A 17,651-nucleotide genomic window follows, 5' to 3' on the forward strand; every position below is an offset into this window, starting at 1 on the left:
ATGACAAATAAATGGAAATATTCGCCAGCTGATATCTTTGCTGCTGGCCCTGTTGTACCGGTATTGGTTATCAACGACGTAGAAAAGGCAGTTCCGCTAGCAAAAGCGCTTATGGCGGGCGGTATTAAAGTATTGGAAGTAACCCTTCGCACACCAGCTGCAATTGATGTAATCAAGCGTATTGCTGATGAAGTGCCTGATTCTCTTATTGGTGCTGGAACAGTAACGAATGCACAGCAGCTTAAAGCGGTTATTGAAGCGGGTGCTAAATTTGCAATCAGCCCTGGTATGACAGCTGATTTGCTAAAAGCGGGTATGGAAGCAGAAATTCCACTCATCCCAGGTATTTCTTCAACGTCTGAACTGATGAAAGGGAAAGACGCGGGTTACACCCACATGAAATTCTTCCCAGCTGAAGCGTCTGGTGGTGTGAAAGCGATTAAAGCAATTAGCGGCCCATTCCCTGAATTCACGTTCTGTCCTACCGGTGGCATTAGCACGGGTAACTACAACGATTACCTAGCGCTTAAGAACGTTGTGTGCGTAGGTGGTTCTTGGTTAGCACCTGATGATGCCATTGAGTCTGGTGACTGGGATCGTATTACTCAGCTTGCTAAAGAAGCGGTTGCTGGTGCCAAAATCAGCTAACGTTAAGTGATTAAAAAAAGCCCCGATGAGAGCGACTGATAAGGTCAGCTGTTGTCGGGGCTTTTTTGTGTGTAGTCGATTCACCTTTTATGACAAATAGAACTGGCTAAATCTGGCAACAGAATGGGGCACTTGTACTTGTTTCTATTCGTTGTCGAAGCCAAGCTGCAAGCCGTTAAACGGCTTGCTAAGCATTACACAGGCGTAATCGTTTGCACCATGGCATGTGATTCAGTTGGCTGCAAAGTCTTCCCTTGCGTGATTGAGGACTCTACGCAAAGCATGTGTTTGTAACCAAACGGGTCCATATCTGAAATTGATGCTGCCCCTTGCCATGGGTTCCACACCACCAACGAATCATTCCCTTGCGAGCCTACATCCGTAAATGGCGTATCGTTTACCACAATAGATGCATTCTCTACGGCGGTCATGTGGATACGGTCGGTTTCAGCTGCAAAGGTATAGTTATCAGGCGTGGGTTTCACCGCCCAATCATCTAGTTTATCTTTATACTCGCCAGTTACACCTTCAAGTCGAACTGCTTGAATATGTTCAACATGAAAGTAGCTATGCAAAGCACAGTTATAAGTAAATGGAACAACACCGGTATTTTCTGTGATCAACGACACGCTAAGGGTTGCACCAATGCTTACTGATAGTGTTACCGCGCAGTCGTATTCAAACCCTTCTCCACGAGTAAAGGAAGGAGTAAGGATAATATGGGTTCCTTGTTCGTCTTCACTTGACGATGTTAGCTGCCACATTTGTGTACGCAAGAAGCCATGTGCAGGTAACTCACCTTGTGCTTTGCCATGATCATCACTGAACCAAGGCCAGCAAACAGGAATTCCACCTCGGATAGGACGCTCGCCATTTAGGTAAGCATGTGGGCTAACCCACAAACGCTCTTTTTCATCTTTTTTAGGAATAAAAGATAAAACATGCCCACCGTATAAACTGATTTTTGCTGTAGCAAGGTGGTTATCTATTTCTAAAAACGTCAATCCGTTTGATTCGCTTACTTGCAATGATTCTGTTGACATAAATCCTCCTTGAAGCAACGTAGTGTTAGTGCCGCTTTCGAGATTTTCACAAGGTTTCGTTTAACCGAGTTAGTATTAGTCTATTGTGCTATGAAAACAAAAAAGGTGCGAATATTATTCGCACCTTTTTAAGTCTATTTACACTGTCATCAACCGTTAAAGCGTAAAGGCTTGCTGATTGATTAGTTGTTGATATAGATACAATGGTTACTTAGAAATATGAGCAACCAAGTCTAGAACCTTGTTTGAATAGCCCCATTCGTTGTCGTACCAAGAGATAACTTTCACGAATGTATCAGTAAGTGCAATACCGGCTGTTGCATCGAAGATTGACGTATTAGCGTTGCCAATAAAGTCATTCGATACCACTGCATCTTCAGTGTAGCTCATAATACCTTTAAGCTCGCCTTCAGACGCTTCTTTCATTGCTGCACAAATAGCGTCGTAGCTAGTTGGTGTAGCTAGGTTAACAGTAAGGTCAACCACTGAAACGTTTGGCGTAGGAACGCGGAACGCCATACCTGTTAGTTTGCCGTTAAGCGCAGGAATAACTTTACCTACTGCTTTAGCTGCACCAGTAGACGATGGAATGATGTTTTGGCCAGCACCACGGCCGCCGCGCCAGTCTTTCATAGAAGGACCGTCAACGGTTTTCTGTGTAGCTGTAGTCGCGTGAACTGTCGTCATTAAGCCATCTACAATACCGAACTTGTCGTTAAGTACTTTAGCAAGAGGCGCTAGACAGTTAGTCGTACATGATGCGTTAGAAACAATGGTTTCACCCGCGTAGCTATCATCATTAACACCCATAACAAACATAGGAGTGTCATCTTTAGAAGGCGCAGACATAACCACTTTCTTCGCGCCAGCTTCAATGTGTTTAGCGGCAGTTTCTTTGGTTAAGAACAAGCCAGTTGATTCAACTACTACATCTACATCTACTTCGTTCCATTTAAGGTCAGAAGGATTTTTCTCAGACGTGATGCGAATGGTTTTGCCATTTACAACTAAGTCGTTGTTGTCTACTGTAACTTCACCGTCGAATAAACCGTGAGTTGAATCGTATTTCAATAAGTAGGCAATGTAATCTGTATCTAATAAGTCGTTAATAGCAACTACTTCGATGTCTTCACGGGCTGCAGCCGCACGCATTACTAAGCGACCAATGCGACCAAAACCGTTAATACCGATGCGAATTGTCATGACGTACCTCGATTATTTTTAAATATGAAAATAAATTACGTAAAGTATGGATCAAAATGCCATAATTGGCAAAACAAAAACGCTAAACTGTTGGAAAATTACGAACAACAGCTTATGCAATCGTATTCAGTTTTCATAGCGCGACTGTTTCTAGAATAATGTTAATATTTTGTACGTATAAGCAAATTTGCTAAGTGCAAATTAAGCGTGCCTTCTCACAGGAATACAGGAACAAGTTACGATGACACAACATCTTCTGCAACAACTGGTTGAAATGCGTGGAATAGAGACACAATACGTCGACGCATGGGGCAAACCAGCAACCATCGCAGAGTCAAGTAAAGCCAAATTACTTAACGTGCTGGGTTATGACACCGCCAGTGAAGAAAAGATTCAGTCGCAAATTATAGACGACATTAGCTCAGTTTGGTTATCACCTTTGAACCCTGTTCAAGTGGTTCGTAATGATGAAGCTATTATCGTCGTTGTACGATTGCCTATAGAACTTGTAAACGATGAACATGTCATTACAGTTCACTGTGAAAACGGAGAAATTGTAAAACATCCGTTTACGCCCGTTGATCAAGAAATGACGACCATGGCGCACATCGATGATGTGGAATTCCATGAGTACATTGTATCCTTGCCACTTAGCCTGCCTCTTGGCTATCACACCATGAAATTGAGTGCTGATGATGACCAGTTTGCTGAGTCACGCTTAATTGTAGCGCCTAAAGCCTGTTACACCCCAGCCCCTATTGCCGACGGTAAAAAGATTTGGGGATTGAGTGTGCAGTTATACTGTGTGCGTAGTGAGAAAAACTGGGGAATAGGGGATTTCACCGATCTTGCCACCTTAATTGAAAAGGCTGCAGGCGTGGGGGCAGATTTTATCGGCCTTAACCCTATTCATGCACTTTATCCTGCCAATCCAGACGCGTGTTCTCCTTATGGGCCAAGTTCTCGCCGCTGGCTAAACTACTTGTACATTGATGCGTCTGCTATTGAAGGTTTTGATGACGAAAGTGTTCAGGCCGTTGTGAATGCTGAAGAGTTCCAAAACACGCTGACCCATGCCCGTGAAACAGAACATGTAGACTATGAAGCGGTCGCGCATATTAAACTGGCGGCGTTAAAAGCGGTGTTTGATGTTTACGATGCCCGTTATCTTCGTAAAAATACTAAGCAAAATAAAGCATTCAAAGCGTTTATTGCCGAAGGTGGTGAAAGCTTAGATATGCTGGCGGTGTACGATGCATTGCAATCACATTTGAAAGCCAAAGGAAAAGATTGTTGGGGATGGCCGGTATTCCCTCAAGAGTACAAAGATTACCATAACCCTGCGGTGGCTAAATTCAAAAAAGCCAATGCTGGCGATGTGAAGTTCTACCTATTTTTACAATGGATAGCAGCGCAGCAGTTAGAAGCGGCTAGCAGCAAAGCCACTGAATGTGGCATGACCATTGGGCTTTATCGAGACCTGGCGGTAGGCGTTAGCGAAGGCAGTGCGGAAATTTGGGGTAACAAAGATTTGTACTGCGTTGATGCAAGTGTGGGAGCGCCGCCAGATATCTTAGGTCCGCTAGGTCAAAATTGGGGCCTTCCTCCTATGGATCCTCGTAAGCTTTATGAACAAGCTTACCAACCTATTATTGACTTATTCTCTGCCAATATGGCGTCGTCAGGCTCACTTCGTATTGACCACGTAATGGCATTGCTGCGTTTGTGGTGGGTAGTGAAAGGTGATGACGCGAAAGAGGGCGGTTATGTGTATTACCCAGTTGATGACTTACTCGGTATTTTGGCCCTTGAAAGCCATCGTAACCAAAGCTTAGTCATTGGCGAAGATTTGGGCACCGTACCTGAAGAGATTCGCAGCAAGTTGGCAGATAACGGCGTGTATTCATACCGTGTATTTTTCTTTGAACAAGCAGAGGATGGCGGGTTCTTTTCGCCAAGCCATTACCCTGTGCAATCTATGTCTACGCTAACCACACATGATATGCCTACGCTAATCGGCTACTGGCATTGTTTAGATTTAGCGCTGGGCAAAGATATTGGCCTTTATCCTACCGACGATATTCTGCAAACCCTGTATACCGATCGTCATGACAACAAGCAGTCTATTTTAGACTCGCTTCATGGTCATCATTCCATTGCAGACAACGTGGGAAGAGACGTGAATAGCACTGGCATGACTGCAGAACTTAGTAAAGGTATGCAAGTGCACATGGCTGGCGGCTCAAGTGCGTTGTTAAGCTTGCAGTTAGAAGATTGGTTGCAAATGGACAAGCCCGTTAACATTCCAGGTACATTCAATGAGTACCCGAATTGGCGTAGAAAGCTGACTAAGAATGTTGAGGCTATTTTCGAGACTCATGATATAACAGAGTTAGCAGCTCAGTTAACTCAGGCACGTAAACAAGCGAGTGCTTAAGTTTTAACTTTCATTTTTAGTGAGTATGTTGGCGTGCAAATACGCACGCCTTTGCCTAATATTAGGGCAGTAAACCCGCGTTCTCTTGCGGGTTTTTAATAGGAGTAGCAGATGCAGGTAACGCGGATAAAACAGATAGCGCAGCAACTAGAACATGCAACATGTTCCCAGCCGTTTTCCGTTCTTGGACCAATTGAAACAGGAAGTAAAACTAAGATTCGAGTATGGCGTCCTGACGCTTCATCCATCGAAATAAGTTGGCCAAACACCGCATTGCCAAAGGTTACACTGAAACCGCTCACTGAAGCGGGGTTATTTGAAGGTGAAATTACAAAAGCGCAAAGTGCACAGGTTTACTCGGTTACCGTTAACAATAACAGCGAGGAGTTCACTTACTGCGACCCTTATCAATTCGCTGATAGTGCTTATCATGCTGTGCATTACATCGACAGCAAACCAGAAAATTTGTATCACCAAGCCGGCGCCCAAATTATAACCGTTACGCCTGATAAGGGGGATGCACTCGCTGCCACTCGTTTTTGCGTTTACGCCCCCAACGCCTCGTCAGTTTCATTAATTGGCGACTTTAACCAATGGGATGGGCGTTTACACCCCATGGAAAAAACCTCATTGGGGTACTGGGTATTAATCGTTCCCAGTTTAGGCGAGGGGGAACGCTATAAATACCAAATTAAAGATGCTCACGGGCATGAATTACCGCACAAAACAGATCCGTTAGGGTTTAGCGCTGAACAATATCCTTCTCATGCATCAAAAATATTCAACCACGACAAATACCAGTGGAACGATGATGCATGGTTAGCATCGCGTAAGCAAAATAAGTACGCCAACCCCATGAGTATTTATGAAGTGCATCTAGGCTCGTGGAAACGCCCTGGAGCAGACAGTGGTCAGCGTTACTTAACTTACGAAGAATTAGCCGACGATTTAATTCCTTACGCAAAAGAGATGGGCTACACCCACCTTGAGCTATTACCCGTGTCGGAATTTCCGTTTGATGGGTCGTGGGGCTATCAGCCGGTTGGCATGTTTGCGCCAACCAGTCGTTTTGGTAACCCAGATGCTTTTAAATACTTTGTTGATAAATGTCACCAAGCTGATTTAGGGGTGATTATTGATTGGGTGCCTGCGCACTTCCCTGAAGACGGGCATGGTCTAGCGCGCTTTGATGGTAGCCATGTTTATGAGTATGAAGATCCTAGACGTGGCTGGCACCCAGACTGGAACTCGTGCATTTACGATTTCGGTAAACAAACGGTTCGCCAGTTTCTCGTCGCCAATGCGCTATTCTGGCTAGATAAGTTTCACATCGATGGGCTACGTGTAGATGCAGTTGCCTCTATGCTTTATCTCGACTACTCCCGCAATGAAGGAGAGTGGATACCTAATGTGGACGGTGGGAATGAGAATTACGAAGCCATTAGTTTACTGCGTTGGATGAACGAGGAAGTGTATAAGCACTTCCCCGATGCCATGACCATTGCCGAAGAATCTACGTCCTTTCCGAAAGTGTCACGCCCTGTGTTTGATGGTGGGTTAGGCTTTGGCTTTAAATGGAATATGGGGTGGATGCACGATTCCTTAACCTATATTGCCAAAGATCCTGCTTATCGTAATTACCATCATGGTGAAATTACTTTCAGTATGGTTTACGCGTTTGACGAGAATTTCGTGTTGCCTATTTCCCACGATGAAGTGGTACATGGTAAAGGTAGCATGTTACACAAAATGCCTGGTGACGAATGGCAGCAAGCCGCTAACGTGCGCTGTTATGCTGGCTTTATGTATGGGCACCCTGGTAAAAAGCTCAACTTCATGGGCAATGAATTTGCACAAAGCAAAGAGTGGAACCATGATACCAGCCTAGATTGGCATCTTCTTGAACACAAAAAGCACAAAGGTATTCAAAGTTTATATAAAGCGTTGAATCAGTTTTACACCAGCACGCCTGCTATGTATGAACAAGATCATAACCACAATGGTTTTGCGTGGATTGATCATGAAAATGCAGATCAAAGTGTGGTGTCTTTTGTGCGAACGTCTTTAGACGGGAAACAAAAGGTATACGTTATCTGTAATTTTACGCCTATCCCTAGAGAGCATTACCGCGTGGGCGTAGATGGGGCAGGAGAGTTGGCACTTGCACTGAATACAGATAGTCAGGTATTTTGGGGTAGCGAATATCCCGTGGTTAGCCATGTAACCCCTACGTCGGTAGCATGGAATAATCGTGACCACTCTATTAGTATTAATTTACCCCCGTTATCTACCGTATTTTACATCACGAAATAGGAATTACGTTGGACGCCAAACAGATTGTCACAGAAACAAACAAGGTTTTATTGGGTGAAGCGTTTCCATTAGGTGCAACACCTTATGATGACGGGTGTAACTTCGCCGTTTATGCGCCAGATGCTAAAGCTGTGGCCCTTTGTTTGTTCCACAACGATACTGAAGAGCCATTAGGTGAGATATTACTGCCTGAAAAAAGTGGTGATGTTTGGCATGGCTTCTTGCCCGATGTTCAGCCCGGTCACTTATATGGCTATCGCGTTGAACGGGGAGAGGGGCAACTCCATGGTGTGCCTACCGATAAACTACTTATCGATCCTTATGCAAAAAAACTAAGCAGACCCATTCATTGGGATGCAAGGCAGTACAAATACGACTCTCAGTTTATGGTACCTAAATGTGTGGTAGTCGCAGACGCTGATTACCCGCAAAGTGGTATTCGTTCGGTGAATATTCCTAAACACAAACGTATCGTTTATGAAGCGCATGTAAAAGGGCTAACTAAACTGCATCCTGATGTACCAAAGGAGCATCAAGGTAAATATCTTGGGGCATGTCACCCTGCGGTAATTGCACACCTAAAAGCATTAGGCATTACCACGGTGCAGTTCATGCCCATGTGTTCTTTTATGCCCGAACCTTATATTACCGAAAAAGGGTTAACGAATTATTGGGGCTATAACCCCGTCAATTTCTTTGCTCCTGAGCCTCGTTATGCTACCGAAGACGCCTTAGCTGAAATAAAGCACATGGTTGATGAATACCATAAAGCAGGGCTAGAGGTGATTGTAGATGTGGTATACAACCACACGGCGGAAGGTGGTAAAGGCGGCCCTATTTTGTCGTACAAAGGTTTCTGCCCGTATCAAGCCTATTTGTTAGAACAAACTAAACGTGGAGAGTTGGTTTATTCTAACCACTCTGGCTGTGGTAATACGGTACACACATCTCATCCTTACATGATGACACTCATACTTGATGCCATGCGCTTTTGGGCAACCACTATCGGCGTAGATGGTTTTCGCTTCGACTTAGCGGTAACACTTGGGCGTGAGCCACAAGCTTACAATAAATATGCTGGATTAATTCGCGCCATAGGGCAAGACCCTGTGTTAAAGCAAACTGTTTTACTGGCCGAACCTTGGGATATCGGGCTTGGCGGTTACCAAGTGGGTAACTTCCCCACACCGTGGTTAGAAGTTAACGATAAGTACCGAGATACAGCGCGGGCTTTTTGGCGTGGTGATGAAGGTTTAGCAGCCGATTTTGCTACTCGCTTTATGGGGTCTCGCGACTTATTTCATAAAGGCTACCGTCATATTTCCACATCGGTAAATAATATTACCTATCACGATGGCTTTACGCTGCATGATTTAGTGAGTTATGCCGACAGGCATAACTTGGCTAACTTGGAAGATAACCGGGATGGCCACGGTCATAACTTATCGGCCAATTATGGTGTTGAAGGTGAAACTCAAGATAAAAATATACTGGCGCTGCGCGAGCGCCAAAAGCGGAACTTGTTCGCGACCCTTATATTCTCGCAAGGCACTCCCCACATTTTGGGCGGGGATGAATTAAGCCGCACCCAATTTGGTAATAACAACGCTTACTGCCAAGACAACCCGATTAGTTGGACCCAGTGGGAAATGAATAAGCGTCAGCAAGATTTTCTCAGTTTTTGCCAGTATGTTATCCGGCTTAAACAAAGCTCAACCTTGTTAAGTGAAATAAAGTTAGAAGACGATCATTTTTCATTATCGAAAAATGTCAGTCAAATTAACTGGTATAAGCCTGACGGCACCGATAAAGCCTCAGAAGATTGGAACGCCGCTCACAATAAAGCCTTTGGGGTGGAAATTAGAGGTTGCGCTGTGGGTGAACAAACCCCAGAACATTGGTTCTTGTGCGTGAATGCTGGTGATAGCGATGTACGGTTTAATCTGCCAAGTTTGTCACCTAGAGGTGGCTGGACGCTGCACTTAGATACCCGTTACGCTACACTGAGTGAACAGCCGAAAATCTGTATTCAAAAGGTCTTCTTACAGGCAGGTAAGTCGTTAACCTTGTTTAGTTTTAATGAGTTTACTTCGTAAGCTTTACCTCTGACGAAAAAAATAGCATACCGAACGTATATCGACACGGTATGCTGTTCTTTATTGATACAGGTGGTATCATGCTCTCCCATCTGAATGTGAGGGTTTTTCTATGCAAAATGAAGGTGGAAATAAGCACGCTGGAACAGCGTGTGATATTGGTTTTATCGGTTTAGGCGTAATGGGTAATAACCTTACAATGAACTTGGTAGACCACGGTTATCGCGTAGCGTGTTTCGATTTAGACCAACATAAAGTTGATGCCATTCTAGCTAAAGATGCCAGCGAGCGAGATGCCAACGCTGAACCTCGTGTTGAAGGTTGCAGTTCTTACACCGAACTACTCAGTAAACTAAAAGCCCCACATCTTATTATCCTTTCTGTGCCAGCCGGCGACCCTGTTGATCATGTGTGTAATCACCTGATTGATGCAGGTATTCATGCCGACGATATTGTTGTAGATACTGGTAATAGTTTATGGACTGACTCCGTGGCCCGTGAAGATCAGTACAAAGGTAAGTTCATCTTCTTTTCTACTGCCGTATCTGGTGGTGAAGTAGGGGCACGTTTTGGGCCTTCATTAATGCCTTCAGGTAATCCTTATGCTTGGACTCGCATTGAGCCGGTACTAAAGGCAATTGCCGCTAAGGTAGATCCTGAAACGGGTAAACCTCTTGAAAGTTTTGTACCTGGTAAACCAATATTAGAAGGTGAGCCATGTGCCACTTATATTGGCCCTGTAGGCGCAGGTCACTACGTGAAAATGGTGCACAACGGTATTGAATATGCCGATATGCAGCTTATTTGCGAAACCTATCATGTAATGCGAGAGGCATTACAAATGTCGCCCTCTGATATTGCAGCGGTGTTTCGACGCTGGAATGAAGGCAAGCTAAATAGCTACCTGATGGAAATCAGCGCCGAAGTGCTCAACCAACTCGACCCAGATACTAATCAGCCTCTTGTTGACGTAATTCTTGATAGAGCAGGGCAAAAAGGCACGGGCCTGTGGACTGCAGTAAGTGCATTGCAAGTAGGTAGCCCAGCGCAAACCATTACGTCGGCGGTTTTTGCTCGCAGTATTTCAAGTTTGAAAGATGAGCGTGTAGCGGCAAGTAAGGTACTTTCTGGCCCAGAGCCTGTTGTACACTCTGATGAGCAAAAAGAAGACATAATCAATAAGCTAGAGCAAGCGTTATATTGCTCTAAAATTTGCGCCTATGCCCAAGGCTTCCAGCTTATGGCCATTGCCGCTAAAGAGCATGGTTGGCATTTAGAGTTTGGTGAAATTGCCAAAATTTGGCGTGCAGGCTGTATCATTCGTGCGGTATTCCTACAGTCTATTTCTAAGGCTTATGAAAACAATGAAGAGTTGTCGAACTTGCTGATGGACCCTTTCTTTGCGAATCAAATTTCTGAATTTCAATCTGATTGGCGTCAGTCAATTGCGCAGGCCACTATTGCTGGCGTGCCGTGCCCCGCTATGATGTCATCACTAAGTTACTACGATTCGTATAGAACCGCGGTATTGCCAGCTAATTTGCTTCAAGGCCAACGAGACTTTTTCGGTGCCCACACATACCAGCGTGTAGATAAGCCAGCGGGTAAGAAATATCACCTAGAATGGAGTGATCCCCAGCGTCCACAAATTTCTATAAAACGCTAATACGAGTTCTATAGTAAAATGAAAGGTGTACCAGACGTTTCAGGTACACCTTTTTCTTTTTAAGGGGCTGGATTTAAGGGCTTGGACTCAAAGACTGATTTCAAGAAAAGGTTTATAGGAGAAACTATGTCAGAACAAAAATGGCAAGAAACACTGTCGGAAGAAGAGTACCGAGTATGTCGCAATGCTGGGACTGAAAGACCGTTCACCGGCGCTCTATTAGATGAAAAGCGAGCTGGAACTTACGTGTGTAAGTGCTGCGGCGCTGATTTGTTTTCTTCCCAAACTAAGTTTGATGCTGGTTGTGGCTGGCCCTCTTTCTTTCAGCAACTTGAAAACGACAACGTAGGTTACCGAGACGACAATACTCATGGTATGCATCGTGTAGAGATTTTCTGTAAACAGTGTGATTCCCATTTAGGGCATCTGTTTCCAGACGGCCCAGAGCCTAGTGGTCAGCGTTATTGCGTGAATTCAATTTCGCTAACCTTTAAAGGTAATGGTGATGTGGTGGTAAAAGGTTAGTCACGGGCGGCCTCTTGCTTTGCAAGGTAAACAGTCGAACAAAAAATATACAGACATGCTTGCGGCCACACAAAAGATAAAAAAAATTCGCCCTAATACGGCGGATTTTTCATTTTTTAGCACTTATTTAGTCTTTTTTATTGGCTAAAAAGTGTAATTCATTTTCACTATTACAATCTGTTTAGCTTTAAGGCGTCGGCATCAAACCGACTATTTTCAAGTGCAGAAACAATATCTCCTACAACGCTGTTTAATATATCCACCGGTAAATTAAACTTCTGCCCAATAGCTTCCCGTCTTTTTGAAGAAATATTTTCATCAAAATACTCACTCACCCCAAGCCATACATAAGCCATTCTGTAGTTTTCTTTATCCAAGGCTAACGATACCAAGGATAAATACACGGCAGTGTCTATGTTGTCGGTATTTTTATATAAGCTAAGTGCTTTGTATAGAGTGGAGATAGTGCGCTCAGAATTGGTTTTAATTTGCGCCGAGGCCAGAGAAATTAACAGTTCTGGATCGTTAACGTTATCGCTTGCGGCATAACGCTCAAACCGATGAAAGGCCTGTTTATCGCCATTGCGAGACCAATGGTAATAAGAAAGGTAGGGGTCGAGAGAGTTCTTGGTTTCCCTTGCTAAACGGGTAAGTTCTCTTTGCGCTGTCATCACCCCTTTAAGGCGGGTGGCTTCTTTGCCTTTTCGCTTAACATGTTCAATATGTTGCGCTTCTTCTACGCACACTAAGTACTCTTCAAATGCTAATAACAACGGATATTTAAAGGCGTCTGAGGTATCTGCTGCGTGGTTGTATCTTAGCCTAATGATGTCGGCGCGTTCATGACGACAACGGGCATCTAGGCTTAAATCTAAACACATTTCACTGTTAGTTTCGCAAATTTCACTGATAGTCGGTTCGAACCAATCACTACAGCCAGATAACATGACGGTCATCGAAAAGGCGATAATAATTTTCTTATAACCTGTTGGAAAATTACTAAATAAATCGCCTCTATCGGGCTGTTTCTCTGATTTTTTGAAATTTATCAACAATTTGGCCATCCTTGTTTGTTTCTTTAAGATACTGCTCGTCACCGTCAGACGAAATCTTCACCTAGTGTACCCTAAAATTTTAAAAAGCTGACGTGTCACACATCGTTAATTTACGTCGATAAAGGCAAAAGCATGAATCAACAGTTTGAGCAGGAATTACAAAGCAGCTGGCAAGAGCGTCAGGAATACGCAGAAATGATGTTGCCCCTTATCGGTAAGCTATACCGAAACAGCGCAGTTGAAATTTCAGTTTATGGTCGCTCGTTATTGAACGCCAGCGCGACTGATGTGATCAAGTCACATCGCAAAGTACGTTTGCATGAGGGAGTAAAATTGCGACTTCGGGAGAGTTTCCCAATTTTACTTGCACTAAGCGAAATGCAGATTGCACCTGCGCAAATTGATATTGGTAAGCTAGCCTTCGATTTTAATTACGGTTCGGCGGTAGACAGCGACGACTTAAATGCTTTTTTAAGTGAAAAGTTAGGCGACGTTATTGATAAAGAGGACGATCAGAAACCTCAAGACGTTGTACTTTATGGCTTTGGTCGTATAGGTCGTTTATTAGCGCGTTTGTTAATAGAACGCCAAGGTAAAAACAACAAGCTACGTTTGCGTGCCATTGTGGTACGTGGCGGGCGCGATGGTGACCTAGAAAAACGCGCGAGCTTACTGCGCCGCGACTCAGTCCATGGGCCATTTAATGGCAGCATCTCTATTGATCACGATCGCAATGCATTAAAAGCTAACGGATCATTTATTCAGGTGATTTACGCGAATAGCCCTGATGAAGTGGATTACACTAAATACGGTATCGACAACGCTATTATTGTAGATAACACAGGTATTTGGCGTGACCGCGATGGTTTAGGTTTGCACCTTAAAGCCAAAGGTGCAGCTAAAGCGGTACTGACTGCACCAGGTAAAGGCGATATCAAAAACATCGTGCATGGCGTAAACCATGATGAAATCACCCCAGACGACACCATTCTTTCTGCTGCAAGCTGCACTACCAATGCGATTACTCCTGTGCTTAAAGCACTTGATGAAGAGTACGGTATAGAAGATGGTCATGTTGAAACTGTGCATTCATACACGAACGATCAGAACCTCATTGATAATTATCATAAAGGTGATAGACGAGGTCGAAGTGCACCATTGAATATGGTTATCACTGAAACCGGCGCAGCAAAAGCGGTATCGAAGGCCTACCCTAAGCTAGCGGGTAAGCTTACTGGTAATGCGATTCGTGTACCCACACCAAATGTGTCACTGGCGATTTTGAACCTTAACTTAGCGAAAGCGACAGACCGAGTAGCAGTGAATGAATTTTTGCGCGATGCTGCACTCTTTTCAACACTGCAACACCAAATAGATTACACCGCGAGTAAAGAGATTGTGTCTACTGACTTAGTCGGCTCACGTGCAGCCTCAGTGGTCGATTCACAGGCTACAATAGTGGCAGATAAACGTCTTACTCTTTATGTTTGGTACGACAACGAGTTTGGTTATAGCTGCCAGGTAATGCGAGTTATTAGGGATATGGCAGGGCTTAGTTTCCCCACACTGCCGCTTTAATATTCAATTTGAATGAAAACCGACCGTCTTGGGTCGGTTTTTTATTTGTGTAAACAAAACCGTGCCTTCAAGTGACATAAATCACGCATTGGCACATGGTATTTGTATAACTGACTATGCTAAATTACTGCTCAAATAAAGAGGAAAACGACAGTTTATGCATATTTCTAGTCAATTCGACAGCGGCAATATTGAGGTACTAAGTGCCCAATCGCCTGAAGACATTCGTCTTGCCATACCCAAAGATAATCAATCTGAATTTGCGCAGTGGTTTCACTTTCGCCTCGTTGGCGAGTCGTTCGTTACCCATACAATGACCATTACTGACCTGGCCAAATCTGCCTATCCTGACGGTTGGAAAGGCTACAATGTGCTTGCGTCATACGATCGCCAAACGTGGTTTCGTATTCCTAGCGAGTTTGATGGAGACAACCTTACATTCTCACTGACGCTAGAGCAGCCTAGCGTTTACTTCGCTTATTTCATTCCTTACAGCTACGAAAGACATCTCGACCTAGTACACGATGCGCAAATGTCATTGTTATGCGAGCACCGCTTTTTAGGGTTGACATTAGATGGTCGTGATATGTCTATGCTAGTGATTGGCGAAGAAACCCCAAACAAGAAAAAAGTATGGGTTACTGCCCGCCAACATCCAGGTGAGACCATGGCCGAGTGGTGTGCTGAAGGATTAATCTATCGTTTGTTAGACGAGCAAGACGGACTGGCGCGACAATTGCTGGATAACGCTGTGTTTTACGTGGTTCCTAACATGAACCCTGACGGTGGCGCACGTGGCCATTTACGTACCAACGCGGTAGGCACCAATTTAAACCGTGAGTGGGCAACCCCAAGTGCTGATAAAAGCCCAGAAGTGTTTTATGTCATGGACGCCATGGAAAAAATTGGCGTAGATATGTTTGTCGATTTGCACGGTGATGAAGCACTGCCGTACAATTTTGTGGCAGGCTCAGAAGGTAACCCAAGTTACTCTGACGAAATTAAAGCGCTAGAAAACATCTTTAAAGATGCGTTATTAAATGCAACACCAGAATTTCAAGACGAGTTTGGATACGATAAAGACGCGCCAGGTGAAGCGAACCTAACGGTGGCAGCGAACGCAGTAGGTGAAAAATTTAACTGTATGTCTTATACCGTCGAAATGCCGTTTAAAGATAATGCTGATGTACCAGATGAAATATATGGCTGGTCTGTTCAGCGCAGCAGACAGCTAGGCGAAGATTTACTTATTGCCGTAAATGCCGTAGTAAAGAAGCTAAACGGTTAATGCGTTGAGAAATACCATAATAAAGCCCCTTATCAATGGGGCTTTATTAATAAATACAATAATAGAAATCATAACAACAAGATAATAAAGAGGTGATACCTTGGAAGGGTTATATAGTTTTCTCGTCATACTGGATGGTTTTTTAGGCGGCGCAGGGTGGTTTCCTTACGTATTGCTCGGTGTAGGTTTGTTCTTCACTATCTATCTTAAATTTCCTCAAATTCGTTTTTTTAAACATGCATGGCAAGTGGTAACGGGTAAGTTCGATAAAGAGAGCGACCCAGGTGACACTACCCATTTTCGTGCGCTAACAACTGCGTTATCTGGAACGGTAGGAACAGGTAACATTAGTGGTGTGGCATTTGCTATCTTCTTAGGTGGCCCAGCAGCATTATTCTGGATGTGGGTAACCGCTTTTTTAGGTATGACTACCAAATTTGTAGAAGTGACCCTTTCTCACAAATACCGAGTGAAAACCGAAGATGGCACAATGGCGGGTGGCCCCATGTATTACATGGACAGACGCTTAAACATGAAATGGTTAGCGGTGGCTTTTGCTATTGCTACCGTTGTTAGCTCATTTGGTACGGGTAACTTGCCGCAAAGTAACGGCATTGCACAAAGTATTGAAGCCACGTTTGGTTTTGAGCCATGGGCGGTAGGCAGTGTGCTAGGTATCTTGTTAGCGCTAGTTATTCTTGGCGGTATTCAACGTATTGCGGCTTTTACGGCGCGGGTCGTGCCGGTAATGGCGGTTATTTACCTTATTGGTGCGTTAGCGGTAATTTTCGCGAACGTTGAAAATATTATTCCTTCTTTCACCGCGGTAGTTAAAGATGCATTTACAGGGTCTGCGGCTGCAGGGGGCTTCTTAGGAGCATCTCTCGCGTATGCATTTAACCGTGGTGTAAACCGTGGCTTGTTCTCAAACGAAGCGGGTCAAGGTTCTGCGCCAATTGCTCATGCTGCAGCGAAAACCAAAGAGCCAGCATCAGAAGGTATGGTGTCGCTACTTGAACCTTTCATCGACACTATCATCATTTGTACCATTACCGGTCTAGTTATTCTTTCTTCTGGTGTGTGGAAAGAAAAACACGAGAACGTGTTTGATCGCTCTGACATGTTTTTTGTTCAAGGCCAATATGACGACAGCGACCAAGCCGATGTGGACAAGCTTTACGGGTACCTTAATGATATTGAAGGTAACGAGATAAAAGCTTACACAGGCAGCATTACCGTGGTAAATGGTACTGCGGTAAGCGAAGGCTTTACCTTGTTGAATTCACGCTCTGTTGCTGAAGATGTTAAGTACGCCGTGGGTAGTGAAGACCCTTATACCGGTACACTTAAAATTGAAGATGGAAAACCGCTTAAACAGAACTTAGAAGTTAGTGGTAAGTCACTGGTTCACTCTGCTGCGCTAACTACCATTGCATTTACTCGTGGTTACTTCGGGCAGTTCGGCCAATACATAGTGTCTATTGGTTTATTGCTTTTTGCCTTTTCTACAGCCATTGCATGGTCGTACTACGGTGATAGAGCCATGACGTATTTGCTTGGGCCCCGCTCGGTTATGCCATATCGTGTTATTTATGTGGCTGGCTTTGTATGGGCTGCCTTCTCAGATACCACTTTAGTGTGGGCATTGTCAGCAGTTGCCATTGTAGTAATGACTTTACCTAACCTATTTGGTATTGTGCTGCTCAGTAAAGAAATGAAAGAAACCGTTAATGACTATTGGAAAAGACATAAAAGCAAAAAATAGCCGATAACGTGTAAGTGGTGTGAAAGTCATGTGG

The 17,651-nt window shown here is 44.2% G+C and carries 12 protein-coding genes; 9 read left to right on the forward strand and 3 right to left on the reverse strand.

Going from position 1 to position 17,651, the window contains the following annotated elements; all coding sequences use genetic code 11:
• Nucleotides 1-648, forward strand: a complete 648-nt coding sequence (locus tag Q4561_RS11295; protein ID WP_303460394.1) for a bifunctional 4-hydroxy-2-oxoglutarate aldolase/2-dehydro-3-deoxy-phosphogluconate aldolase — start codon at nt 1-3, stop codon at nt 646-648.
• 194 nt (nt 649-842) lie between these two features.
• Here Q4561_RS11295 and Q4561_RS11300 read toward each other — a convergent pair whose 3' ends face one another.
• Both Q4561_RS11300 and gap read right to left on the reverse strand, forming a co-directional pair.
• A complete protein-coding gene (locus tag Q4561_RS11300) occupies nt 843-1,691 on the reverse strand; it encodes a D-hexose-6-phosphate mutarotase (protein ID WP_303460396.1) in 849 nt (282 codons plus the stop codon).
• A 207-nt stretch (nt 1,692-1,898) separates the two neighbouring features.
• A complete protein-coding gene (gene gap, locus Q4561_RS11305; protein WP_303460397.1) occupies nt 1,899-2,894 on the reverse strand; it encodes a type I glyceraldehyde-3-phosphate dehydrogenase in 996 nt (331 codons plus the stop codon).
• Nucleotides 2,895-3,135: 241 nt separating this feature from the next.
• Between gap and malQ the strand changes: the two genes are divergently transcribed.
• The 5 genes from malQ (at nt 3,136) to msrB (ending at nt 11,931) form a co-directional block, all read left to right on the forward strand.
• Nucleotides 3,136-5,331 carry a 4-alpha-glucanotransferase gene (gene malQ / locus Q4561_RS11310; RefSeq protein WP_303460399.1) on the forward strand — a complete coding sequence of 732 codons (2,196 nt, stop codon included), beginning with the start codon at nt 3,136-3,138 and terminating at the stop codon, nt 5,329-5,331.
• Between the two features lie 111 nt (nt 5,332-5,442).
• On the forward strand, nt 5,443-7,644 hold the full coding sequence (gene glgB, locus Q4561_RS11315; protein WP_303460402.1) for a 1,4-alpha-glucan branching protein GlgB: 2,202 nt from the start codon (nt 5,443-5,445) through the stop codon (nt 7,642-7,644).
• 8 nt (nt 7,645-7,652) lie between these two features.
• On the forward strand, nt 7,653-9,740 hold the full coding sequence (glgX, locus tag Q4561_RS11320) for a glycogen debranching protein GlgX (protein ID WP_303460405.1): 2,088 nt from the start codon (nt 7,653-7,655) through the stop codon (nt 9,738-9,740).
• A 112-nt stretch (nt 9,741-9,852) separates the two neighbouring features.
• Nucleotides 9,853-11,406 carry an NADP-dependent phosphogluconate dehydrogenase gene (gndA, locus tag Q4561_RS11325; protein WP_303460407.1) on the forward strand — a complete coding sequence of 518 codons (1,554 nt, stop codon included), beginning with the start codon at nt 9,853-9,855 and terminating at the stop codon, nt 11,404-11,406.
• A 126-nt stretch (nt 11,407-11,532) separates the two neighbouring features.
• On the forward strand, nt 11,533-11,931 hold the full coding sequence (gene msrB, locus Q4561_RS11330; RefSeq protein WP_303460409.1) for a peptide-methionine (R)-S-oxide reductase MsrB: 399 nt from the start codon (nt 11,533-11,535) through the stop codon (nt 11,929-11,931).
• Between the two features lie 170 nt (nt 11,932-12,101).
• Here msrB and Q4561_RS11335 read toward each other — a convergent pair whose 3' ends face one another.
• On the reverse strand, nt 12,102-12,995 hold the full coding sequence (locus Q4561_RS11335; RefSeq protein ID WP_303460412.1) for a DUF2989 domain-containing protein: 894 nt from the start codon (nt 12,993-12,995) through the stop codon (nt 12,102-12,104).
• A gap of 123 nt (nt 12,996-13,118) precedes the next feature.
• On the opposite strand from Q4561_RS11335, the gene Q4561_RS11340 reads away from it, so the two are divergent.
• The 3 genes from Q4561_RS11340 (at nt 13,119) to Q4561_RS11350 (ending at nt 17,617) form a co-directional block, all read left to right on the forward strand.
• Nucleotides 13,119-14,564, forward strand: a complete 1,446-nt coding sequence (locus Q4561_RS11340; RefSeq protein ID WP_303460413.1) for a glyceraldehyde-3-phosphate dehydrogenase — start codon at nt 13,119-13,121, stop codon at nt 14,562-14,564.
• Between the two features lie 157 nt (nt 14,565-14,721).
• Complete coding sequence (locus tag Q4561_RS11345) at nt 14,722-15,852, forward strand: M14-type cytosolic carboxypeptidase (RefSeq protein ID WP_303460414.1); 1,131 nt, start codon at nt 14,722-14,724, stop codon at nt 15,850-15,852.
• 100 nt (nt 15,853-15,952) lie between these two features.
• Entirely contained in the window at nt 15,953-17,617 is a 1,665-nt protein-coding gene (locus Q4561_RS11350; RefSeq protein WP_303460417.1) for a sodium:alanine symporter family protein, read from the forward strand.
• Nucleotides 17,618-17,651: the final 34 nt, after the last annotated feature.

Source organism: Alteromonas sp. 1_MG-2023, from assembly GCF_030547075.1.
Classification (GTDB): Bacteria; Pseudomonadota; Gammaproteobacteria; order Enterobacterales; family Alteromonadaceae; genus Alteromonas.

What these genes read in the sequence shown, in the direction of transcription:
- Q4561_RS11295 (WP_303460394.1), top strand. Translation starts at nt 1, where the DNA reads ATGACAAATAAATGGAAATATTCGCCAGCTGATATCTTTGCTGCTGGC.
- msrB (WP_303460409.1), top strand. Translation starts at nt 11,533, where the DNA reads ATGTCAGAACAAAAATGGCAAGAAACACTGTCGGAAGAAGAGTACCGA.
- Q4561_RS11345 (WP_303460414.1), top strand. Translation starts at nt 14,722, where the DNA reads ATGCATATTTCTAGTCAATTCGACAGCGGCAATATTGAGGTACTAAGT.
- gndA (WP_303460407.1), top strand. Translation starts at nt 9,853, where the DNA reads ATGCAAAATGAAGGTGGAAATAAGCACGCTGGAACAGCGTGTGATATT.
- Q4561_RS11335 (WP_303460412.1), bottom strand. Translation starts at nt 12,995, where the DNA reads ATGGCCAAATTGTTGATAAATTTCAAAAAATCAGAGAAACAGCCCGAT.
- Q4561_RS11300 (WP_303460396.1), bottom strand. Translation starts at nt 1,691, where the DNA reads ATGTCAACAGAATCATTGCAAGTAAGCGAATCAAACGGATTGACGTTT.
- glgB (WP_303460402.1), top strand. Translation starts at nt 5,443, where the DNA reads ATGCAGGTAACGCGGATAAAACAGATAGCGCAGCAACTAGAACATGCA.
- Q4561_RS11340 (WP_303460413.1), top strand. Translation starts at nt 13,119, where the DNA reads ATGAATCAACAGTTTGAGCAGGAATTACAAAGCAGCTGGCAAGAGCGT.
- gap (WP_303460397.1), bottom strand. Translation starts at nt 2,894, where the DNA reads ATGACAATTCGCATCGGTATTAACGGTTTTGGTCGCATTGGTCGCTTA.
- malQ (WP_303460399.1), top strand. Translation starts at nt 3,136, where the DNA reads ATGACACAACATCTTCTGCAACAACTGGTTGAAATGCGTGGAATAGAG.